The sequence below is a fragment of the Bacillus sp. FSL H8-0534 genome, assembly GCF_038005885.1.
Lineage (GTDB): Bacteria > Bacillota > Bacilli > Bacillales > Bacillaceae_G > Bacillus_A > Bacillus_A pseudomycoides.
Map to the genome: position 1 here is coordinate 1,494,002 of NZ_JBBOUC010000001.1, position 18,727 is coordinate 1,512,728.

The 18,727-nt window shown below is 36.7% G+C and carries 20 protein-coding genes; 1 reads left to right on the top strand and 19 read right to left on the bottom strand.

The window, feature by feature from the left end:
* Positions 1-209: 209 nt before the first annotated feature.
* From dinG to MHH71_RS07890, 11 genes are all read right to left on the bottom strand, one after another.
* Positions 210-3,002 carry an ATP-dependent DNA helicase DinG gene (gene dinG, locus MHH71_RS07840; RefSeq protein ID WP_006094315.1) on the bottom strand — a complete coding sequence of 931 codons (2,793 nt, stop codon included), beginning with the start codon at positions 3,000-3,002 and terminating at the stop codon, positions 210-212.
* Positions 3,003-3,371: 369 nt separating this feature from the next.
* On the bottom strand, positions 3,372-3,755 hold the full coding sequence (gene panD / locus MHH71_RS07845; RefSeq protein WP_006094314.1) for an aspartate 1-decarboxylase: 384 nt from the start codon (positions 3,753-3,755) through the stop codon (positions 3,372-3,374).
* Positions 3,756-3,768: 13 nt separating this feature from the next.
* Positions 3,769-4,617: a pantoate--beta-alanine ligase gene (panC, locus tag MHH71_RS07850; RefSeq protein WP_006094313.1), complete on the bottom strand. Its 849-nt coding sequence runs from the start codon at positions 4,615-4,617 to the stop codon at positions 3,769-3,771.
* The gene (gene panB / locus MHH71_RS07855) at positions 4,617-5,453 is read right to left on the bottom strand and encodes a 3-methyl-2-oxobutanoate hydroxymethyltransferase (RefSeq protein WP_006094312.1); all 837 of its coding nucleotides are present in this window, start codon (positions 5,451-5,453) and stop codon (positions 4,617-4,619) included. Before panB ends, panC begins: the two co-directional genes overlap by 1 nt.
* A gap of 383 nt (positions 5,454-5,836) precedes the next feature.
* Positions 5,837-6,817 carry a biotin--[acetyl-CoA-carboxylase] ligase gene (locus MHH71_RS07860; RefSeq protein WP_033796006.1) on the bottom strand — a complete coding sequence of 327 codons (981 nt, stop codon included), beginning with the start codon at positions 6,815-6,817 and terminating at the stop codon, positions 5,837-5,839.
* Positions 6,802-7,995 carry a CCA tRNA nucleotidyltransferase gene (locus tag MHH71_RS07865; protein ID WP_018764289.1) on the bottom strand — a complete coding sequence of 398 codons (1,194 nt, stop codon included), beginning with the start codon at positions 7,993-7,995 and terminating at the stop codon, positions 6,802-6,804. Before MHH71_RS07865 ends, MHH71_RS07860 begins: the two co-directional genes overlap by 16 nt.
* Entirely contained in the window at positions 7,982-9,127 is a 1,146-nt protein-coding gene (gene bshA, locus MHH71_RS07870; RefSeq protein WP_033798770.1) for an N-acetyl-alpha-D-glucosaminyl L-malate synthase BshA, read from the bottom strand. The genes MHH71_RS07865 and bshA overlap by 14 nt, the downstream gene beginning before the upstream one ends.
* Positions 9,124-9,828, bottom strand: coding sequence for a bacillithiol biosynthesis deacetylase BshB1 (gene bshB1, locus MHH71_RS07875; RefSeq protein ID WP_006094309.1), 705 nt, complete (start codon positions 9,826-9,828; stop codon positions 9,124-9,126). The genes bshA and bshB1 overlap by 4 nt, the downstream gene beginning before the upstream one ends.
* 11 nt (positions 9,829-9,839) lie before the next feature.
* Positions 9,840-10,235: a methylglyoxal synthase gene (gene mgsA / locus MHH71_RS07880; RefSeq protein ID WP_006094308.1), complete on the bottom strand. Its 396-nt coding sequence runs from the start codon at positions 10,233-10,235 to the stop codon at positions 9,840-9,842.
* 14 nt (positions 10,236-10,249) lie between these two features.
* On the bottom strand, positions 10,250-11,050 hold the full coding sequence (gene dapB / locus MHH71_RS07885; RefSeq protein ID WP_006094307.1) for a 4-hydroxy-tetrahydrodipicolinate reductase: 801 nt from the start codon (positions 11,048-11,050) through the stop codon (positions 10,250-10,252).
* Positions 11,050-11,391 (bottom strand): nucleotide pyrophosphohydrolase, encoded by a 342-nt coding sequence (locus MHH71_RS07890; protein WP_044880798.1) that lies wholly within the window; start codon positions 11,389-11,391, stop codon positions 11,050-11,052. The genes dapB and MHH71_RS07890 overlap by 1 nt, the downstream gene beginning before the upstream one ends.
* 384 nt (positions 11,392-11,775) lie before the next feature.
* On the opposite strand from MHH71_RS07890, the gene MHH71_RS07895 reads away from it, so the two are divergent.
* Positions 11,776-12,657 (top strand): YitT family protein, encoded by an 882-nt coding sequence (locus MHH71_RS07895; RefSeq protein WP_016114108.1) that lies wholly within the window; start codon positions 11,776-11,778, stop codon positions 12,655-12,657.
* Between the two features lie 105 nt (positions 12,658-12,762).
* Here the strand turns inward: MHH71_RS07895 and MHH71_RS07900 are convergent, their stop codons facing one another.
* The 8 genes from MHH71_RS07900 to qcrA all read right to left on the bottom strand — a co-directional run bounded on the left by MHH71_RS07900 (position 12,763) and on the right by qcrA (position 18,699).
* Complete coding sequence (locus MHH71_RS07900) at positions 12,763-13,401, bottom strand: uracil-DNA glycosylase (protein ID WP_018780979.1); 639 nt, start codon at positions 13,399-13,401, stop codon at positions 12,763-12,765.
* A 201-nt stretch (positions 13,402-13,602) separates the two neighbouring features.
* The gene (locus MHH71_RS07905; RefSeq protein WP_018764284.1) at positions 13,603-14,286 is read right to left on the bottom strand and encodes a zinc metallopeptidase; all 684 of its coding nucleotides are present in this window, start codon (positions 14,284-14,286) and stop codon (positions 13,603-13,605) included.
* A 104-nt stretch (positions 14,287-14,390) separates the two neighbouring features.
* Positions 14,391-15,179 carry a sporulation protein YpjB gene (ypjB, locus tag MHH71_RS07910; protein ID WP_006094306.1) on the bottom strand — a complete coding sequence of 263 codons (789 nt, stop codon included), beginning with the start codon at positions 15,177-15,179 and terminating at the stop codon, positions 14,391-14,393.
* A 78-nt stretch (positions 15,180-15,257) separates the two neighbouring features.
* Complete coding sequence (gene lit / locus MHH71_RS07915) at positions 15,258-15,944, bottom strand: lipoprotein intramolecular transacylase Lit (protein WP_018780981.1); 687 nt, start codon at positions 15,942-15,944, stop codon at positions 15,258-15,260.
* Positions 15,945-15,971: 27 nt separating this feature from the next.
* Complete coding sequence (locus tag MHH71_RS07920; protein ID WP_033798769.1) at positions 15,972-16,562, bottom strand: DUF1405 domain-containing protein; 591 nt, start codon at positions 16,560-16,562, stop codon at positions 15,972-15,974.
* A gap of 124 nt (positions 16,563-16,686) precedes the next feature.
* Entirely contained in the window at positions 16,687-17,454 is a 768-nt protein-coding gene (qcrC, locus tag MHH71_RS07925; RefSeq protein ID WP_003206500.1) for a menaquinol-cytochrome c reductase cytochrome b/c subunit, read from the bottom strand.
* A 57-nt stretch (positions 17,455-17,511) separates the two neighbouring features.
* Positions 17,512-18,186 carry a menaquinol-cytochrome c reductase cytochrome b subunit gene (gene qcrB / locus MHH71_RS07930; protein ID WP_000932700.1) on the bottom strand — a complete coding sequence of 225 codons (675 nt, stop codon included), beginning with the start codon at positions 18,184-18,186 and terminating at the stop codon, positions 17,512-17,514.
* Complete coding sequence (gene qcrA / locus MHH71_RS07935; RefSeq protein ID WP_003196349.1) at positions 18,187-18,699, bottom strand: menaquinol-cytochrome c reductase iron-sulfur subunit; 513 nt, start codon at positions 18,697-18,699, stop codon at positions 18,187-18,189.
* Between the last annotated feature and the right edge of the window lie 28 nt (positions 18,700-18,727).

Here is an 18,727-nt window from a genome sequence, read left to right on the forward strand (position 1 = left end):
CCTGAAGTACGTCGTACTTCAGGCATATTTTTTCACTTACTGTTATTCCTTTAGCTATTTACCGATAGTAATTCCACCTACCTCAAAGTTATCTAAAAAACAACAAAAGTGAGGTAGGATATACTACCCGTCAAAAAACGATTGGCGAAGACCAAGAATCAGTGAGAAATGAAGGAACCCTCAGTGATTACAGTTTCACTTTATCCGCTTTATTCTTCTAAGTGATCTAACAGTTCTTCTAACGACCCTTCATAAAGAGGAACATTTGGAATAGATTGCATAAATCTTTTTCCGTAGAAAGAGTTGGTTAAACGACGATCTAAAACAAACACCGTTCCAGTATCCGTCATTGTACGAATTAATCGTCCAAACCCTTGCTTAAAACGAAGAATTGCTTGCGGAAGTGCCAGTTTCGTAAATACGTCGTCTCCTTTATTTTTCAACCATTCACTTTTGGCTTCCATCATTGGCTGATGAGGCGGTGTAAATGGTAACCGAACAATAACAAGATAGCTTAATGCATCTCCAGGAATATCAATCCCTTCCCAAAAACTACTTGTTCCTAACAAAATTGCTTTGTCGAACTCTTGAAATTTCCGAACTAAACGACTTCGGCTACGATTATGAACACTTTGTGTTAGTAATACAAAGTCTTCTAATTCATCCGCTTGTTTTAAATTTGTATATGTTTCCTTTAGCATTTCATAGGATGTAAACAAAACAAGCATTCTTCCATTTGTCGCTTTAGCAATCTTCATAATATGATGTGATACTTCTCTTATATACACATCCTCGCTTACTTGCTTAATAAGAGGAACATCAGTAGAAACCATTAGCTTTACTTGTTCCTCATAATGAAACGGCGATGGAACTGTTAATGTGTCTGGTGCAAAGTCATATAATCCAAGTTGTTCCTGTATATAATCGAATGTATTATTAACAGTTAAAGTCGCCGAAGTAAAAATAACGCTTCGCTTTTTTGTTAAGAACTCATCCGCAAACCTTTCTCCTATATGGACAGGTTGTGCATATAACACAGTGGAATGAATTGTACCTTTCGTTTCCGTTTCCATCCATGTCACATACTCTGTTTTTTCTAATATAAGCAGCTGCAATGAGTCGACCATTTTACGCAATAATTCAATTAAATGCATAAACTCGCCTGTAACAACATGCATCTCCCATTCGATTTTACTTTGTAATAAGTCCGCTTGTTGCTCTAGCGCAGTAAGTATTTTTCTCAATTCATATACGAAGCGATTTGTTAACTCAGCTATACTTCTCCATAGCTTTCCATCCTCTTGGTCCGCGTTATATCGATAAATAAGCGGCATATTATTTGCCCCTTGTTCTTGCTTTGTTTGCTGAAATATAAATGTACGTAACATTTGAAATAATTCATCAGCATCGAATTTAATTTCCTTTAACCTATGACTCACCATTCGAAAAGCTGAGCGTGACGAATGATGAGATTTTTTCATCAATTCATATACCTTTGATAGCACATCGTCCGTCTCTAACGTACCAAAGCGTGATAAGATTAATTGAAAGTACATGCATGAAAACTGCTCTCCAAGTGTCCTAGTCGCTGTTTCTTCGATGTGATGAGCTTCATCAAAAATAATATGTTCACAAGATGCCAAAAGTGGATCTTCACTAACAAAATCTTGAAATAGTAAAGCGTGATTTGTAATAACAATATCTGCAAATAACGCTTTATTTTTTGCTCGTTGATAAAAGCAGCGACTAAACCAGTTGCTTTGCATGCCGCCCGGACTGTACGTATCACTACAAATGCGATCCCACAGTAACTTCCCGCCTTCTGGAATATTAAGCTCGTCACGATCACCAGTCTCCGTTTGCAATAACCATACTAATACTTTTGCTTTCGTAAGCGCAGCATCATAGTTTTTCTCTTCTTCTTGCAATGCATATTCAAATTTATGTAAGCAAAGATAATGTTTTCTTCCTTTTAAAAGAGCCACTTCGAATGGAAATGGTACTATACTTTGTAATAAAGGAATTTCATTTTCAATCATTTGTTGTTGCAGTTGTACCGTTTGCGTACTAATAACAACTGACTCTTCTCTTCTCTTTGCAAAATAAATACTTGGAAGTAAATAAGCAAGTGTCTTCCCTGTACCTGTTCCTGCTTCAATTAATGAAAAACGAGAATCTCTTAATGCTGTATATATTTCCTTCATCATTCGCTGCTGACTTTCTCTTTGTTCAAAATTTGGCATCTTTAGCTCAAGTTGTCCCATTGACTTGTGTAAAAAAGCATCAAACTTAGATAAACAATCATCACCGATTTCTAATGAATAATTTCGTTTTCGAAGCGCAATATTTCGATATACTTCATATTCCTTTGCATCTTCTGTACCAAGCATCACTTTATTTAAAATATTTTCTGAAATGATATTCGCTATATCACTTTGGAATACATCGCTTAGTTCATATAAAGATTGTAATGTGACAAGCGGTAGTTTTTCTAATTGATTTAGAAATTGTAAAAATAATTCCGCTGTCACAAGAGCATCACTATCCGCACGATGCGGTTGATCATGTTCCAATTCATGTTTTTTTGCTAAATCACGCAATTTATAGCTATCAGCTGTCGGCAATAAAATTTGTGCCAATTCAACCGTATCAATTTTTGGACAGTTTACTTCTCCATATCCAGCCTGTTTTAATTCTTCCTTCAAAAAATTCCAATCAAAGTGAACGTTATGTGCAACAAAATAAGCACCCTGTAATAGTTCGGCTACCATCGGCGCTACATCGCAAAATAGCGGGGCTTGTTTCACGAGATTTTCATCAATCCCTGTTAATTCTGTAATAAATGGAGGAATCTCTCTCTTCGGGTTAACAAAAGACGAAAAGATTTCCAATATCTCTCCATCTTCTACTACAACAGCTGCAATTTGTGTAATTCTGTCCTTCCCATCTTTCCAGGAGTTCCCTGTCGTCTCTAAATCGACAACGACATAACGCTTACTCATATGTAACACCTCAATTTCTTACCCTTTCAAACAACAAAAATTCATATATTGTTACTATACCACGTTTTATATCATCTTAATGAAAAGATGGACAAAAAATAGAAGAGCCTGGTGTTGAAAAAAGGACTCTTTCTATTCATTCAAGTATATAGTTTCAAAAAAATCTTTAATCTTCTTTATTAATGAATAATTTTTCCGAACCGTTTTTTTACGTGTATTTACATAAAGTAAGCTTCCATCTGCGGGATTTTACATGCTATTATCCTCACTCACCTATTTGCGCGCCTCTCTGAATCTTGAGGTAGATGTCTTACTGCCGTGATAGCAAGATAAAATGAAAAGCTACCTCATATGAGATAGCTTTTCATTTTATAAAATCGTACCTGCTTTTTCAGCACCTAACATTTCAACAATTTGATTGTTATCATCTAACACCGCAATTTTTGGTACTTGTTTATCTACATCTTCTGTCGCTACGAGACCGTAACAAATAATAATAACTTTATCTTCAGGTTGTACAAGTCTTGCAGCTGCACCATTTAAACAAACAACACCGCTACCACGTTCTCCTTTAATTACATACGTCTCTAAGCGAGCTCCATTGTTATTATTTACAATTTGTACTTTTTCATTTTCTACAATCTCCACTGCGTCCATTAAATCTTCATCAATTGTAATACTACCTACATAATTTAAATTTGCTTCTGTTACAGTCGCGCGATGTAACTTCGCTCTCATCATTGTGCGAAACATAGATGACTCCCCCTTATTCAACCGTTAATGTAATATTGTCAATTAAACGTGCATTATCAAACTTCACTGCAATTGCAAGAATAATACGCCCACCAATTGTTTCAACTTCCGTCAAAGTTGGGTACGCATATAGATCTGCATAATCGACGATACCTTGTGTATTTTCCTCAATATATTCTTTCACAAGACATGTAATGATTTGTGGATTACGCTCTCCAGCTTCAATTCGTTTTTTCGCTATACATAAGCTTTGATATAAATGTGGTGCTTCCTCACGTTCTTTTTCTGATAAATATACATTACGAGAACTTCTTGCTAATCCGTCCTCTTCCCTAACGATATCAACAGGTACAATTGTGATTGGAATATTGAAATCACGTACAAATCCTTGGATAACAGCGACTTGCTGTGCATCTTTCATACCGAAGTAGGCACGCTTTGGCATTGTAATATTAAATAGTTTCATCAATACAGTCGCAACACCTGCAAAATGAATCGGTCTTTGCTTACCACATAATACGTCTGTACGCTTTATAACTGCAACCTTTGTTGTCTGTTCTGCAGGATACATTTCTTCTACGCTCGGATAAAATAAATAATCCACCCCGGCTTCTTTTGCTACTTTCTCATCTCTCTCGATATCCCGAGGATAGCGATCTAAATCTTCATTTGGTCCAAATTGTAATGGGTTTACAAATACGCTTAAAATAACAACTTCATTTTCTTCCCTTGCTTGACGTAATAAAGTTGCATGCCCTTCGTGTAAATATCCCATCGTTGGAACAAAACCGCTATCTTTACCACTTGCACGAATTTCACTAGCAATTTGCTGCATCTCTTGCACTGTTGTTACAATTTTCATCACTGTTTCCCTCCGTATAATGCTACACATTCTTCCTCTTTCATTGTGAATGAATGTTGTTCTTCTGGAAATTGTCCTGCTTTTACTTCAGCAACATATTGCGCAATTCCGCGTACAATTTCTTCTTGAACTGATGTATATTGTTTCACAAATTTCGGAACACGCTCCACTCCATACGAAATGAGATCATGATAAACAAGTACTTGACCATCTACTTTACTACCTGCACCAATACCTATTGTAGGAATCGTCAGCTGCTGTGATACAAGCTCTGCTAGTTGCATTGGTACGCATTCTAAAACGATTGCCATTGCACCAGCCTCTTCACATTTCTTAGCATCTTCTAACAATTTCTTTGCACTTTCAGCATCTTTTCCTTGCACTTTATAGCCACCTAATACACCTACAGATTGGGGTGTTAAACCAAGATGGGATACAACAGGAATTCCTGCATTCGTTAAGAAGCGAATGATTGATACTACCTCATCCGCTCCTTCTACTTTCACTGCATGTGCTCCGCTCTCTTGCACGATGCGGCGCGCATTATGCATCGTTTCTTGCAAAGATACATGGTAAGACATAAAGGGCATATCCGTTACAATAAAAGTTTCCTTTGCTCCGCGGCGCACTGCTTTCGTATGATGAATCATATCATCTACCGTTACTGGAATGGTAGAATCGTATCCAAGTACAACCATTCCAAGGGAATCCCCTACTAAAATCATATCAACTTCAGCTTCTTCTGAGAGCTTTGCAGATGGATAATCATACGCAGTAAGCATCGTAATCGGCTCACCGTTCTCTTTCATTTTTAAAAAATCTGTTGTCGTTTTCAAAAACTACTCCTCCTTTATTCAGGAGAGAGGAGATGGCCGAAATCATATAAAAAACCCATCTGACCAAAAAAGGGCAGATGGGTTGTGTTAGTCGGCAAAATTCATCCCTCTGTCCCAGTCCGTTGTTGGATCAAGGCAGAATCCAAATTATTTTTCTTCATTGCTTGAAATAATGGTGCAGTTCACTCAGATACTGCCCATATTCGAACTAATTATAGCAAACTAAGAAATAAAATTGCTACATTTTTTTGAAAAAATAATTTTCTATTCCTATTACAGTATGTGAAATTTCAAGAATAGCAACGAATATAACAATAAACAATTCTATTCTTACTGTCATCCAATGTACAAATAAAAAGAAGCTCCCAAGCAGGAACTTCTCTCTACTTAATTTCTATATCAGCAGAATGAATATGATGAAGTTGACCTTTATCATCTTCTAACATAAGTACACCATCCGCTGTAATTCCTTTTGCTACACCTGTAATCGTATCTTTCATCGTTCGGGCCGTAATTTCTTTTCCAATACTTATTGCATAACTTTCCCAAAGAAGTTTAATAACCGAAAAACCATTTTTCACATATTCTTGATATAACTTTTCCATTTGTAAAAAGATCTGTTGCATAAGCTCTGCTCGCACAATTGGTTTTCCTGATTCAATTGCTAAAGATGTTGCAATTTCTTTAATCTCATCTGCAAAATGTTCTTGCCCTTGATTTGCATTAATTCCAATTCCCATAATAACAGCATTAATCTTATCTGGGTCAGCCTGCATCTCTGTTAAAATACCGACAGCTTTTTTTCCTTCAATTAAAATATCATTGGGCCATTTAATTCCCACATTCACACTTGTACATTTCTCAATTGCTTGTGCTACACTAACAGCTGCTAATAAAGTAAGCTGAGGAGCATGATGAACGGGAATAGCTGGACGTAAAATAATACTCATCCAAATCCCTGTCCCTTTTGGTGAGTGCCATTTTCTACTCAAACGGCCGCGTCCTGCTGTTTGCTCTTCCGCAACGACAATTGTTCCCTCCGCCGCCCCTTCATAAGCAAGTTTTGCTGCAATATGCTGCGTAGACTCTACAGATTCTTTAAAATAAACAGTTCTCCCTATAAATTCTGTCTGTAAGCCTAATTGAATTTCATTCGCTGTTACTTTATCTGGCTTACTAGCAATCCGATATCCTAGACGGCGCACAGCTTCTAGTTCATATCCTTCGCTCCGAAGATCCTCCATATGTTTCCAAACAGCGGTTCTTGAGCAGCCCAGCTTGTCACTAATTGTTTGACCAGATACAAACTCGCCATCTGCTGCAGAAAAAATCTGCAGCAATTGTTTTCTTATAGTAGATTGCATCCTTGTAGCCACTCCCTTATTTTCTCTTTCTCATTTTCTAATCGTTCTTGTAAAATTTCTTCTTCGATTCTTTGCAACACTTCTGCCACCCATGGTCCTGGCGTTTTTTCTGTCCAACCTAACAAATCATTACCGCTTACTTTCATTTCCTGACGATTATGAATGGATAATGAATCAAATAATGACTGTACCTGATTTACAGAAAATATATCATATTTTTTTATAATAGCTTGATATACTCTTTCCGCCATTAAAGCAGTATGCAAACCTGTCTTGTATAGAAAAACTGCATCCCAAGACTTTGTTTTTCTAGAGCGGATTGCTAATATAACAGCTACAATATCTTTTATTTTTTTGTTTGAAAATTTCCATTGACGTAAGAAAACTGATGGATGTTCTTCACCAATACAATATAAGAAAAATGCCCACGCCTCGATATCGGTTTCAAAAAAACCCCAGTTATATTGCATAGCTTTTAAAATTCTTTCTTCTGACATTTGTAAATATGGTAAATGCGTAACTAGTTTCGTCTCTACTAGTTGTTGAAGCCCATTTACACAATATTTACCCGTCAACAGCTTTTCAAACTCAACTGTAATTCTTTCAATCGCTATATGTTCCAGTAAATGCCCATACTCCTCAATCGCACGTTTCGTTTGTTCCTCTAAAAAGAATCCTAAAGTACTAACAAAGCGAATACCCCGCATCATACGTAGTGCATCTTCTTGAAAGCGATCCGCAGCATTCCCTACTGTTGCAATTTCTTGTTTACGAATTGCCTCTTGCCCCGCAAACAAATCAATGATGTTTCCTTCTTCATTCATCGCAATCGCATTCATAGTAAAATCTCGTCGTTTTAAATCTTCTTCTAATGAACGAACAAACTGAACACTACTTGGTCTGCGAAAATCTTCATAATCACTCTCCGTTCGAAATGTTGTCACTTCATACGGAATACCTTCTTGAACAACAATAACCGTACCATGTTCAAGCCCAACAGGGACATGTCTTGGGAATAAATGCATCACTTCTTCTGGAAGAGCTGATGTTGCGATATCAATATCACCAATTGGTCTATTGATAATAAAATCACGCACACTTCCCCCAACAAAATATGCTTCATGCCCATGTTGTTTCAATGTCTCAATAATTGCTCCAGCTTGTTTAAATCGTTTCATTTTTGTCATCCCTTAGTATGTCATAATAAATTGCCTCATATTGTGAAACAATATTTTCTGAACGAAATTGCTCATATACAGCTTCTATGGCGCGCTGTGCCATATTTTGATGGAGATCGTCGTTTTTAAGCAATTGTATCGCTTGCTTAGCTATACCTTTGATATCTCCAACTTCACATATATATCCCGTTTCACCATGTTGAATAACTTCTGGAATACCTCCAACACGCGTACCAATACATGGCACACCACACGCCATTGCTTCTAGTAAAACGAGGCCAAAGCTTTCTTTTTCTGATAAAAGCAACATTAAATCGCTCATTGCAAGAAGCTCAGCAACATTATCCTGTTTTCCTAAAAACAAAACATGTTCTTCAATATGTAAGCTTTTCACCAACTGTAAAATTGTACAAAATTCTGGCCCATCACCAACAAGTAATAATTTCGCTGCCACTTCTTTTACAATTTTAGCAAATGACTGGACAACATCTTGTGCACGCTTGACCTTGCGAAAATTCGAAATATGAATTAATACCTTTTCATCTTCACGTATGCCATACTCTTTTTTTAGTTGGGACATATCTCTCTTAAAATAGACACGCTCATCAATAAAATTATATACAGTCTGAATTTCTTTATTTGGCTTTACAAGCTCATGTGTTTCTTGAATTAACGAGTGGGATACAGCTGTAACAACATCAGATTGCTCAATACCAAACCGTATTAAATTATTTAGAGAAGGATCTGAACCAAGTACAGTAATATCAGTTCCATGTAACGTCGTAACGATTTTAATATCGTCTCCAATCATTTGCTTTGCTAAGTATGCACAAATTGCATGTGGTATTGCATAGTGTACATGTAAAACATCCAAGTTTTCTCTCTGTGCAACCTCTGCCATTTTACTTGCTAATGCTAAATCGTAAGGTGGATATTGAAAGACAGAATATTGATTTACCGTTACTTCATGAAAATAAATGTTTGGATATACTTTATTTAATCGGAATGGAACTCCAGAGGTAATGAAGTGAATTTCATGACCTCGTTCAGCCAATTGTTTTCCTAATTCAGTTCCTACAACCCCAGAACCACCAACAGAAGGATAACATGTTATACCTATTTTCAATTTCATTTACATCCCCCTATTAAATCAGCATGTAATAAAACTGGCTTTTTACTCATAAATCCTTCAGCATACATAACTCCAACTTCTTTTCCAAACATTTTCTCACGAGCGATTACTGTTTCGACATAACCTTCTGTTAAAGGTGTCTTCACACCATCACTTCCTGCTGTAAATTGGCTTTCATAGGCTTCTAACGCGGCTATCTTTTCAGAAAGATGTTCGCTAATATCAATGCAGAAATTCGGTTTATGAAAACCATTAATCATATAATAATAAAAAGATTGTACGCGATGTGGTGACATTTCTGGCATATATTTACGAACACCTGCTGAAAACACAGCTTCTTCCACGAGTTTCGCACAATTCGCATGGTCTGGGTGGCGATCTTCATAGTATGGTGCAAAAATAAGCGTTGGCTTATATGTCCGAATAATTTTTACGATTTCTCTTATATATTCTTCTTTCATATACAGACCGCGGTCTGGCATTGCTAAATTGATTCGCTCTGTCACTCCCATGATACGAGCGGCTTCTTGTGCTTCTTCTTTTCTTAGTTCAACCGTCCCATTTGAGGATAAATCGGCTTCTGTCAAATCACAAATGCCAACTTCATATCCTTGTTTTGTATATTTGGCAATAGTGCCAGCCATGCCGATTTCAACATCATCGGCATGGGCACCAAACGCTAATATATGTAATCCTCTCATAATTTGTTCCCTCATTTTCGTAACTTTCGGTAGTCTAAATCTCCTCGTTCTAATGCATGCATTAACATCTCAGCACTTGCCATATTCGTTGCAAGCGGAATCGCATACACATCACATAAACGAAGCAATGCATTTACATCTGGCTCATGTGGTTGTGCTGTTAGCGGGTCCCGAAAGAAAATCACCATGTCTAAATCGTTTTTTGCAATCATTGCACCAATTTCTTGATCGCCGCCAAGAGGACCAGATTGATATCTTGTGACTGTAAGTCCTGTCGCTTCCATAATGCGAAGGCCTGTTGTTCCCGTAGCAAAAAGTTCATGTTGTTCAAAAATTGGTTTATATGCGTATGCAAACGAAACTATATCATCTTTCTTTTTGTCATGTGCAATTAAGGCAATCTTCATCCGTCTTCCCCCCTTTAATCGATGATCTTCTCTAATCCATATACAAGATGGTCAAGATTCATTACTGTTTCAATAGCTAATTTTACTCCAGACATAAATGATGCTCTGTTGAATGAATCATGACGAACTGTTAACATTTGTCCGTCTCCGCCAAACAATACTTCTTGATGCGCAATAAGCCCTGGTAAACGCACGCTATGAATATGAATACCATCTACATTTGCACCACGTGCTCCTTTTAATTGTTCTGTTTCATTTGGATGACCTTGTTGTTTTGGTTCACGATTTTGACGAATTAAATCTACCGTTTTTACAGCTGTACCTGATGGTGCATCTAATTTTTGATCATGATGTAGTTCAATCACTTCAACATCTTGGAAATATTTCGCTGCCATTTGAGAAAACTTCATCATAAGTATTGCACCAATTGCAAAGTTTGGAGCAATAATAGTACCTACCTGTTTTTCTTTCGCAGTGTCTGTTAAATGCTGAAGTTCTTCTTCTGTAAACCCTGTCGTACCAATAACGGAACGAAGACCATGTTCAACAGCGAGTGTAACATGTTCTTTGCCGACTTCTGGTGTCGTTAAATCTAGCAATACATCCGCTTCTACTTCATTTAAACAAGTATGTAAATCCGCATAGATTGGTGCATGTAATGTAGGCATTCCAGGAAGATTTGAAATCATTTCACCACCATGCTTATAATCAACTGCTGCTACTAATTGAAAATGTGGTGTTCTTTCCATTAGAAGTACCGCTTCGTGTCCCATACGTCCTCTTGGTCCAGCAATAATCACTTTAATATCTTTCATTATTCTTTCTCTCCCTCTTCAATACGTGTCCAGCGATCTTTATCACGTGTATTAAATTTATCCATTACAATGTTATGTGCTGTTTCTAAATCAATATGTAAGCTATTTGCCATGCAGATCATAACAAATAATACATCTCCAAGTTCTTCTTCAATTGTTCGTTCTTTTTCAGTCGTTTTCTTCGGCTTCTCACCGTAATAGTGGTTCACTTCCCTTGCAAGTTCACCCATTTCTTCTGTCAAACGAGCCATCATTGCAAGCGGACTGAAATAACCTTCTTTAAATTGACTAATATATGCATCTACTTCTTTCTGCATATCTTTCATCGTTTTTTGTTCCATGTTGTTCACCTCTAATCCTTCCTCTTTCATGTTAGCCAATTCATGGCGATTTGACAAATATTATTCCTCTTTCGTCCCTATTTGCCACGTATTTTTGGATAGACTATAATAAAGTGAAACTTTCTTTTACAAATGTTCTTCTTGCAAAAGATTAGTTGAACCAATCGGGCTCTTACGGTTGGTTAGTCTTTTCTTCTCGCCTTACTCCTTACCAACCGTTAGTGCGGGGTAAAGTGAAACTTTCTTTTGCAAATGTTCTTCTTGTAAAAGGTTACCTCTTACCAATTACAATCATATAAATGACTTACTATTCTTATCGTTTTTCTTCGTCATTAGCTATTTCAACGGAGCGAAGTAACAATTACATATTAGGGGGCTTGCTACATGAAAACCAACTTAAAGATTCGAAACATTATATTTATTTTGATTGGTTCCGCTATCTTCTCTTTTGGCATCGTAAATATTAATATTGAAAATCACTTAGCAGAAGGTGGCTTTACAGGAATTACGTTATTGCTTTATTTTCTCTTTTCGCTTGATCCATCTTATACAAACTTAATCTTAAACATCCCTCTCTTTTTTGTCGGTTGGAAATTACTCGGCCGAACAACTTTCTTATACACATTAATCGGAACATTTAGCGTCTCCTTATTTCTATGGATTTTTCAGCGCTACGAATCATTAAATTTACATTTAAATTTGCAAAATGATATGACATTAGCAGCCCTGTTCGCTGGAGCATTTATTGGGATTGGTCTCGGAATTATATTCAAATACGGTGGAACAACGGGTGGCGTCGATATTATTGCTCGATTAGCTCATAAATATGTTGGCTGGAGCATGGGAAAAACAATGTTTATGTTTGACGCTGTTGTCATTGTCATCTCCATTCTTACATATCTATCTTATCGCGAGGGCATGTATACGTTAGTTGCGGTCTTTATCGGAGCAAAAGTCATTGACTTTATGCAAGAAGGAGCATATGCAGCAAAAGGAGCAACCATTATTTCAGATAAAAACGACGAAATTGCTGCCAAGATTTTATCCGAGATGGAGCGCGGGGCAACCTTTTTAAAAGCAGTTGGCTCTTATACAAAGATTGAGCGAAACGTACTTTATTGTGTTGTGGCAAAAAATGAAATCGTAAAACTAAAGAATATTATTACTTCAGTAGATCCTCATGCATTTGTTGCAGTAAGTGATGTACACGATGTAGTTGGTGAAGGCTTTACATTAGACGAAAATAAAAATCCATTACATAATTAAACATGCTAGATCTCTAACATTACTACACTTTCCAAATACACAACTTAAAAAGCTATCGAACCCGATAGCTTTTTAAGTTGTAAACCCCTATAAAGAAAACTTCTACTATATATACTTCCCTAATTTTTCTAAATCCTCATAAATCAAATCCAACAAGCCTCTATTATAAAAAATTGATGCTGGATGAAATGTCGGAAAAATATTATATATCTTCTCGGTCCATATAAAATCTGTACTTTGATTATTTTTTAGTCTTCGTACTGGCTGCTGCAATAATTGTCCATGAACATCAGTAATTTTTTTATCTGGTCCCACTAAACGCTTTAATGCAATATTTCCAAGTGTGACAATAACCGGTGCTTGCACGTGCTCCATCTCATAATCTAACAAAGGAGCATGTATAAGTATTTCTCCCTGATTTGGGGTTCGATTATATTTCTTCTGAGCAACTTGCCCGCTCCGCTCTCTTTTCTCTCTCCATATATAAGGCCGGCTACGTACAGTGCTCGTAATATATACTTCTTCCCTTGTAAGGCCGATACGTTCTAAAAATCCCATTAACTCCTTACCTGCTCTTCCACTAAACGGAATGCCATTATGAATTTCTGTTTCTCCTGGCGCTTCTCCAACAAGCATTAGTTTCGGCTTTTCAGGACCTTGTCCACATAAAAAACCTTCTAATGGATAGGGAGCACTAAGTTTTTTCACATGCAGTACTAATGAATCTGGATATTGCATTTCCATCACCTTCACTCATAATCACTTTACCTATGCTTCTTACTATTATAACTTGCTCTTTAAATTTCATTATGCTACTTGTTATCAATTTACAATAATAAACAAATTATAAAACAAAATTCATCGCTGCTCTCTGAAACTTAAGGCTTGAGTCTTACTGTCCACAAATAGCGGGATAAAGAAAAAGACTATCGAAATCGATAGTCTTTAATCATCGCTACGCTGCATCCCTGTATAAACTAATACTAGACGAAGCAATTCAAATACCGCTACTGCCGCCGCTGCAACATATGTTAAAGCTGCTGCATTTAATACTTTACGTGCTTGCCCATATTCGTCTGTTGATACAATTCCAAGTGCTTCAATTTGCTGCATTGCGCGTTTTGAAGCATCAAACTCAACCGGCAATGTAACGAGCTGGAAAACTACACCTGCTGCCATTAAAATAATCCCTAGTAACAATAGCTTTGTCATCGATGCAAATATACCAATCATAATGAACACCCATGACATGTTCGATCCGAAGCTTGCAACTGGAACTAAAGAATGACGAAAACGCATAAACTTATAATCTTTCGCATCTTGAATCGCATGCCCTACTTCATGAGCTGCTACAGCTGTTCCAGCAACTGAATGACCATAATAGTTATCAGTTGACAAGCGAACCGTTTTGGCTGTTGGGTCATAGTGGTCTGACAAATGCCCTGGTGTTTCTTCTACAGCTACGTTATACAAACCATTTTCATCTAAAATTTTTCGAGCTACTTCCGCTCCTGTCATACCCGATGTTGAATACACCTGTGAATATTTGCTATAAGCACTGCGTACTTTTGACTGTGCATACAACGGTATGATCATAATGATCGCGAAATAAACTAAATAAAAAGCCATTATGAACCTCCATTGAAGTCGTAATTATAGTACTATCCATTCTATTTTCTTCTTTATATATTGTCAATAAAGAAACCTTACAATCCTTGTCTATATTAGTGATCTTATCGATTTTTAGAATGTATCCCACTGGTACGCTTCGCTTTCTCTCCCTTATATTTTCTCCAACCGACGTACGTTAATGTAAAGAAAATAAGTCCACCTGTAATTGTCATAAACCATATGAGAGAAGAGTCCACTTCATCTTTCTTTGCTGTTTGAAATATTTTTTGTAAATCTCCTTTTATAATCCCTACTTGCATTTGTCCACTTTTATTTTTTAACATCACATTACGGAATTCATCCAAATACGATAAATGCGCATTTACACGCTGTGATTGATTTTCCGGCAATGCAATCATTAAACTTGGATAAATCACATAAAATTCATGCAAAAATGTATTTAATGATTGTTGGAATCGTTCATCATCTTCTGTTTGAAGTGCCTTTTCAACTTTAGCAAAAGCCCCCATAACACGTCCTTCTCGTTCTATCCAAAGCGGTTGATACTTAGATACTTCCGCATCTACCACCAATTGTAGTGCCAAGACATCATCTATTTTTATTTGCTGATCTAAACTTTCTTCCTCAAGCGATCGCTGTGCCCTGTCATACGCTAAAGAGATTACCCGAAAATGCATGGGTGTTAGTTTATTTTCCTTTTCATTCTCCCGCAATACAAATTGTTCTGAAAAATGTTGCAATACTTGCGTTGCTTTCTTATATTCTTCTTGTTTTACAAGTTGCAAAGAATCATCTAATAGCCCCGTTAACTCATTCCATTTTTCAGCGTATATACGTACTGGAAACAATATAATCAGAAATGCTATCATTCCAATTAAGACTCTCTTCATTCCGGTCCCCCCTATAACTACTAGTACAAAATATGTTAAGGTGGACAAGAATAGAACAGAACGAAACCGAAAAATATTTTATGAATAAAGATTTTCCATTGAAGACTTCCGCTTTTTTAATAAATATCTATACATACAATAACAAAAAGCACTCCCACATAAAATCAATATTAAAATTACACATGCTGCATGCATAAAAAACTGTTCTGGTAGCATTAAAATAATAGGATCTGTTTCACTATCAAATTGCCAATAATCATTGCTAAAAAGAAGTTTATGGAATAGTACAAAACTCTTTTCAAAATTAATTGCAATAGGCAAAGTAAGCGCAATCGGAAATATAATGGTCAAAATTGCGCCATGTAATAAAAACTTCATCTTTCGTTTACGCAATAAATACCCCCCGCCCAATAAAGCAATACTGAGCGCCATACACATCCCGTATTGAATCTTCACTAAAATATTTTTCACATCAACAAAATGAATTCTTCCATTTGTTGACATATCTAGTGTAGGCAATTGTAATGATTCATGATAAAAAGGAGAAAGGTATGTCATCAGTACATCATAGTTCTTCTTAATTTCTGATTCTGTCATATTTGCTAAATCTGGTATATTTAAAAAATGTATATCTGCATAATATAACCATTTCCCATATACAACAATTGTAGTTGCAATAGCAAAAATAGAAAATGCTATACAGTATGAGACAATAGTAGTTATCAAACGATCGAATATTCTTACACCTATCTTATTTTTATTCATTTTCTTTCTCCAATTCCTCATTTAATTTCATAACGAAAACTGTTTTCGATTTTTTCTCAAACAATAATAGTATGTAATAGCTAATACAACAATACTTAACCAAAATGTAAAGTAACCAATCTGTTCTACAAACAAATGCATAATACCATATCTCGGCATTTGCCAAAACAAATAGTCGATTACATCATTATGTAACGTCCATATACCTGCTACAATAAAATGCCACTTTTTTATACGGTAAAACGGGGCATATAATAAACCTTGTATAGCCATTGCAAAATGAGAAAGTACCAACATATAACTTATAAACTCAAGATTGCCCTTAACCATAAACACAATGCCATTTACAACAACAGCCCAAATGCCATATTTCATTAAGGAAACGATTGCTAAAGCTTCTATTAGTCCCCAATTTTTATTACACAAAAAGGCCAGTAATACAAAAACAAAGAAGAAACTTGCAATAGGACTATCAGGAACAAATGGCCAGAATATCAATGAAGTTTCCATCAGTTGATCTCCATACCAAATAAAACCATATATTGTCCCTAAAATGTTAATGATGAACAAAAGTAGTAAAACCGAACGCTGTCTTAATAACGCATACATGTAGACCAATATGTATATACAACACCTTTCAAACAAAGTAACTTTTTTATTCTCTAAAACGCTATGCTTTTATTATAGCAAACTTTGTGTTACAAACAGAAAAGCTGACTACAAATTCGTAGTCAGCCTTCAATTATTTTTTATTATATTTCGTAATAAATTCTGAGAGCTTCTTCAACTCTTCATCTGTGCCCTTAAATACTCCTTTAGGCATCGCACCTTTTCCATCTTTCGCAATCTTTGCAATTTCTTCTGGTTTTAACGTTAAATTCTGCAGCGCTGGCGCCGCTGCACCACCTTGCAAGTTATCACCATGACATGTTAAACATGTATTTTTTTGCATCAATTTATAACCTTCATCATTTTTATCTACTGGTGTCGTTTTCACAATTGCACCTTGTTTTTTTGCAGCTTCCCAGTCATGATGTGCCACAGACTCCCATGTTAAAAAGATGATAGAAGCAATTGCTAAAAGCATGAATCCAGTTGCAACTGGCCGTTTCAATGGACGTCTTTCAGGACCTCGATCGAGAAATGGCGCCAATAGTAATGCTCCAAATGCAATCCCTGGCATAATAAACGCGCCGATTACAGTAAATGAGCCTGATGCATATGAGTACTTTAAAAGCTGATACAGAAATAAGAAATACCAGTCTGGAAGTGGTATATATCCTGCATCTGTAGGATCCGCCATTCTCTCAAGTGGCGACGGGTGCGCCACCGTTAAACATAAATAACCGATTAAAAAAACCGCACCAACCATCCATTCTTTCAACAAGAAGTTCGGCCAAAACGCTTCTGTTTTCCCTGGATATTCAGAATAATCTTTCGGGATATTCGGTTTACGTGCTACAGGTACTCGTGAATCTCCCACAAACTTCATCCCTTTGCCGCGATGCATAATCTCCCTCCTTCAATTCAGTTTTTCTCCTATTCTTTCAAATTAGCAATCTCTTACTTATAGCGGACCAGAAATACCTTGTTTGCGAATCATGATGAAGTGGAAGGCCATTAAGCCTAGAAGTGCTGCTGGTAAGAAGAAGACGTGAATAGCAAAGAAGCGAGTTAATGTTTGAGCCCCGACAATTTCGGAGTGACCAGCAAGTAATGTTTTAATATAAGGACCGATAAGCGGTGTTTGCTCCGCAATTTGAATCCCTACTTTTGTTGCAAATAACGCTTTCATATCCCATGGTAATAAATATCCGGTAAAACCAAGACCTAGCATAACAAAGAAAATAAGAACACCGACAATCCAATTTAATTCACGAGGTTTCTTATATGCACCTTGGAAGAAAACCCTAAGTGTATGTAAAAACATCATTACAATTACAAGGCTGGCACCCCAATGGTGCATGCCACGTACAATTTGTCCATACGCAACTTCATTTTGTAAATAATAAACCGATTCCCAAGCATTTTTAATATCCGGTACATAATACATTGTTAAAAACATTCCTGACAAAATTTGAATTACAGTAACAAAAAACGTAAGTCCTCCAAAGCAGTAGACGAATGCAGAAAAGTGATGTGCTGGATTTACATGTTCGGGTACTTCATGGTCGGCAATATCACGCCATATCGGTGTAATATCTAACCGTTCGTCCACCCAATCATAAATTTTATTTAACATCTATTTCGCACCCCCTCTTGGCTTTGCTTTTCCTAAATAAAGCGTTCCATCCTTCACTTTGGATTCATACACATCAAGTGGAGCAAGAGGCGGCGTTCCCTTTATGTTTATGCCATCTTTTGTGTAACGTCCCCCGTGACATGGACAAAAAAATTGATTAGGATGCGACTTGTCTGAATTCCAGTTAACCGTACACCCTAAATGTTTACACACTGGAGAAAACGCTACAATGTCTCCGCTTTCATCTTTATGCACCCAAGCAGATTTTGGTTCTTCGGACTTGTACCATCCATCAACCTGCTTTACCTTAAAGTCAAAGCGTTTTGGTTCTGTTGTAATCTCTTTAACTTGCGCAACAGCAACCATCTCTCCCCCCGCTTCTTTCCTTAAAACTGGATCAAGTGCAAAGCGCGTCATTGGCATTAAAATTCCAGCTGCCATAAAACCTCCTACACCTGTAAGCGTGTAGTTTAAAAATTGTCTTCTTGACACACGATGTTCTTTCTCGCTCACGAAAATTTCCCCCCTCTATCAGAAATTG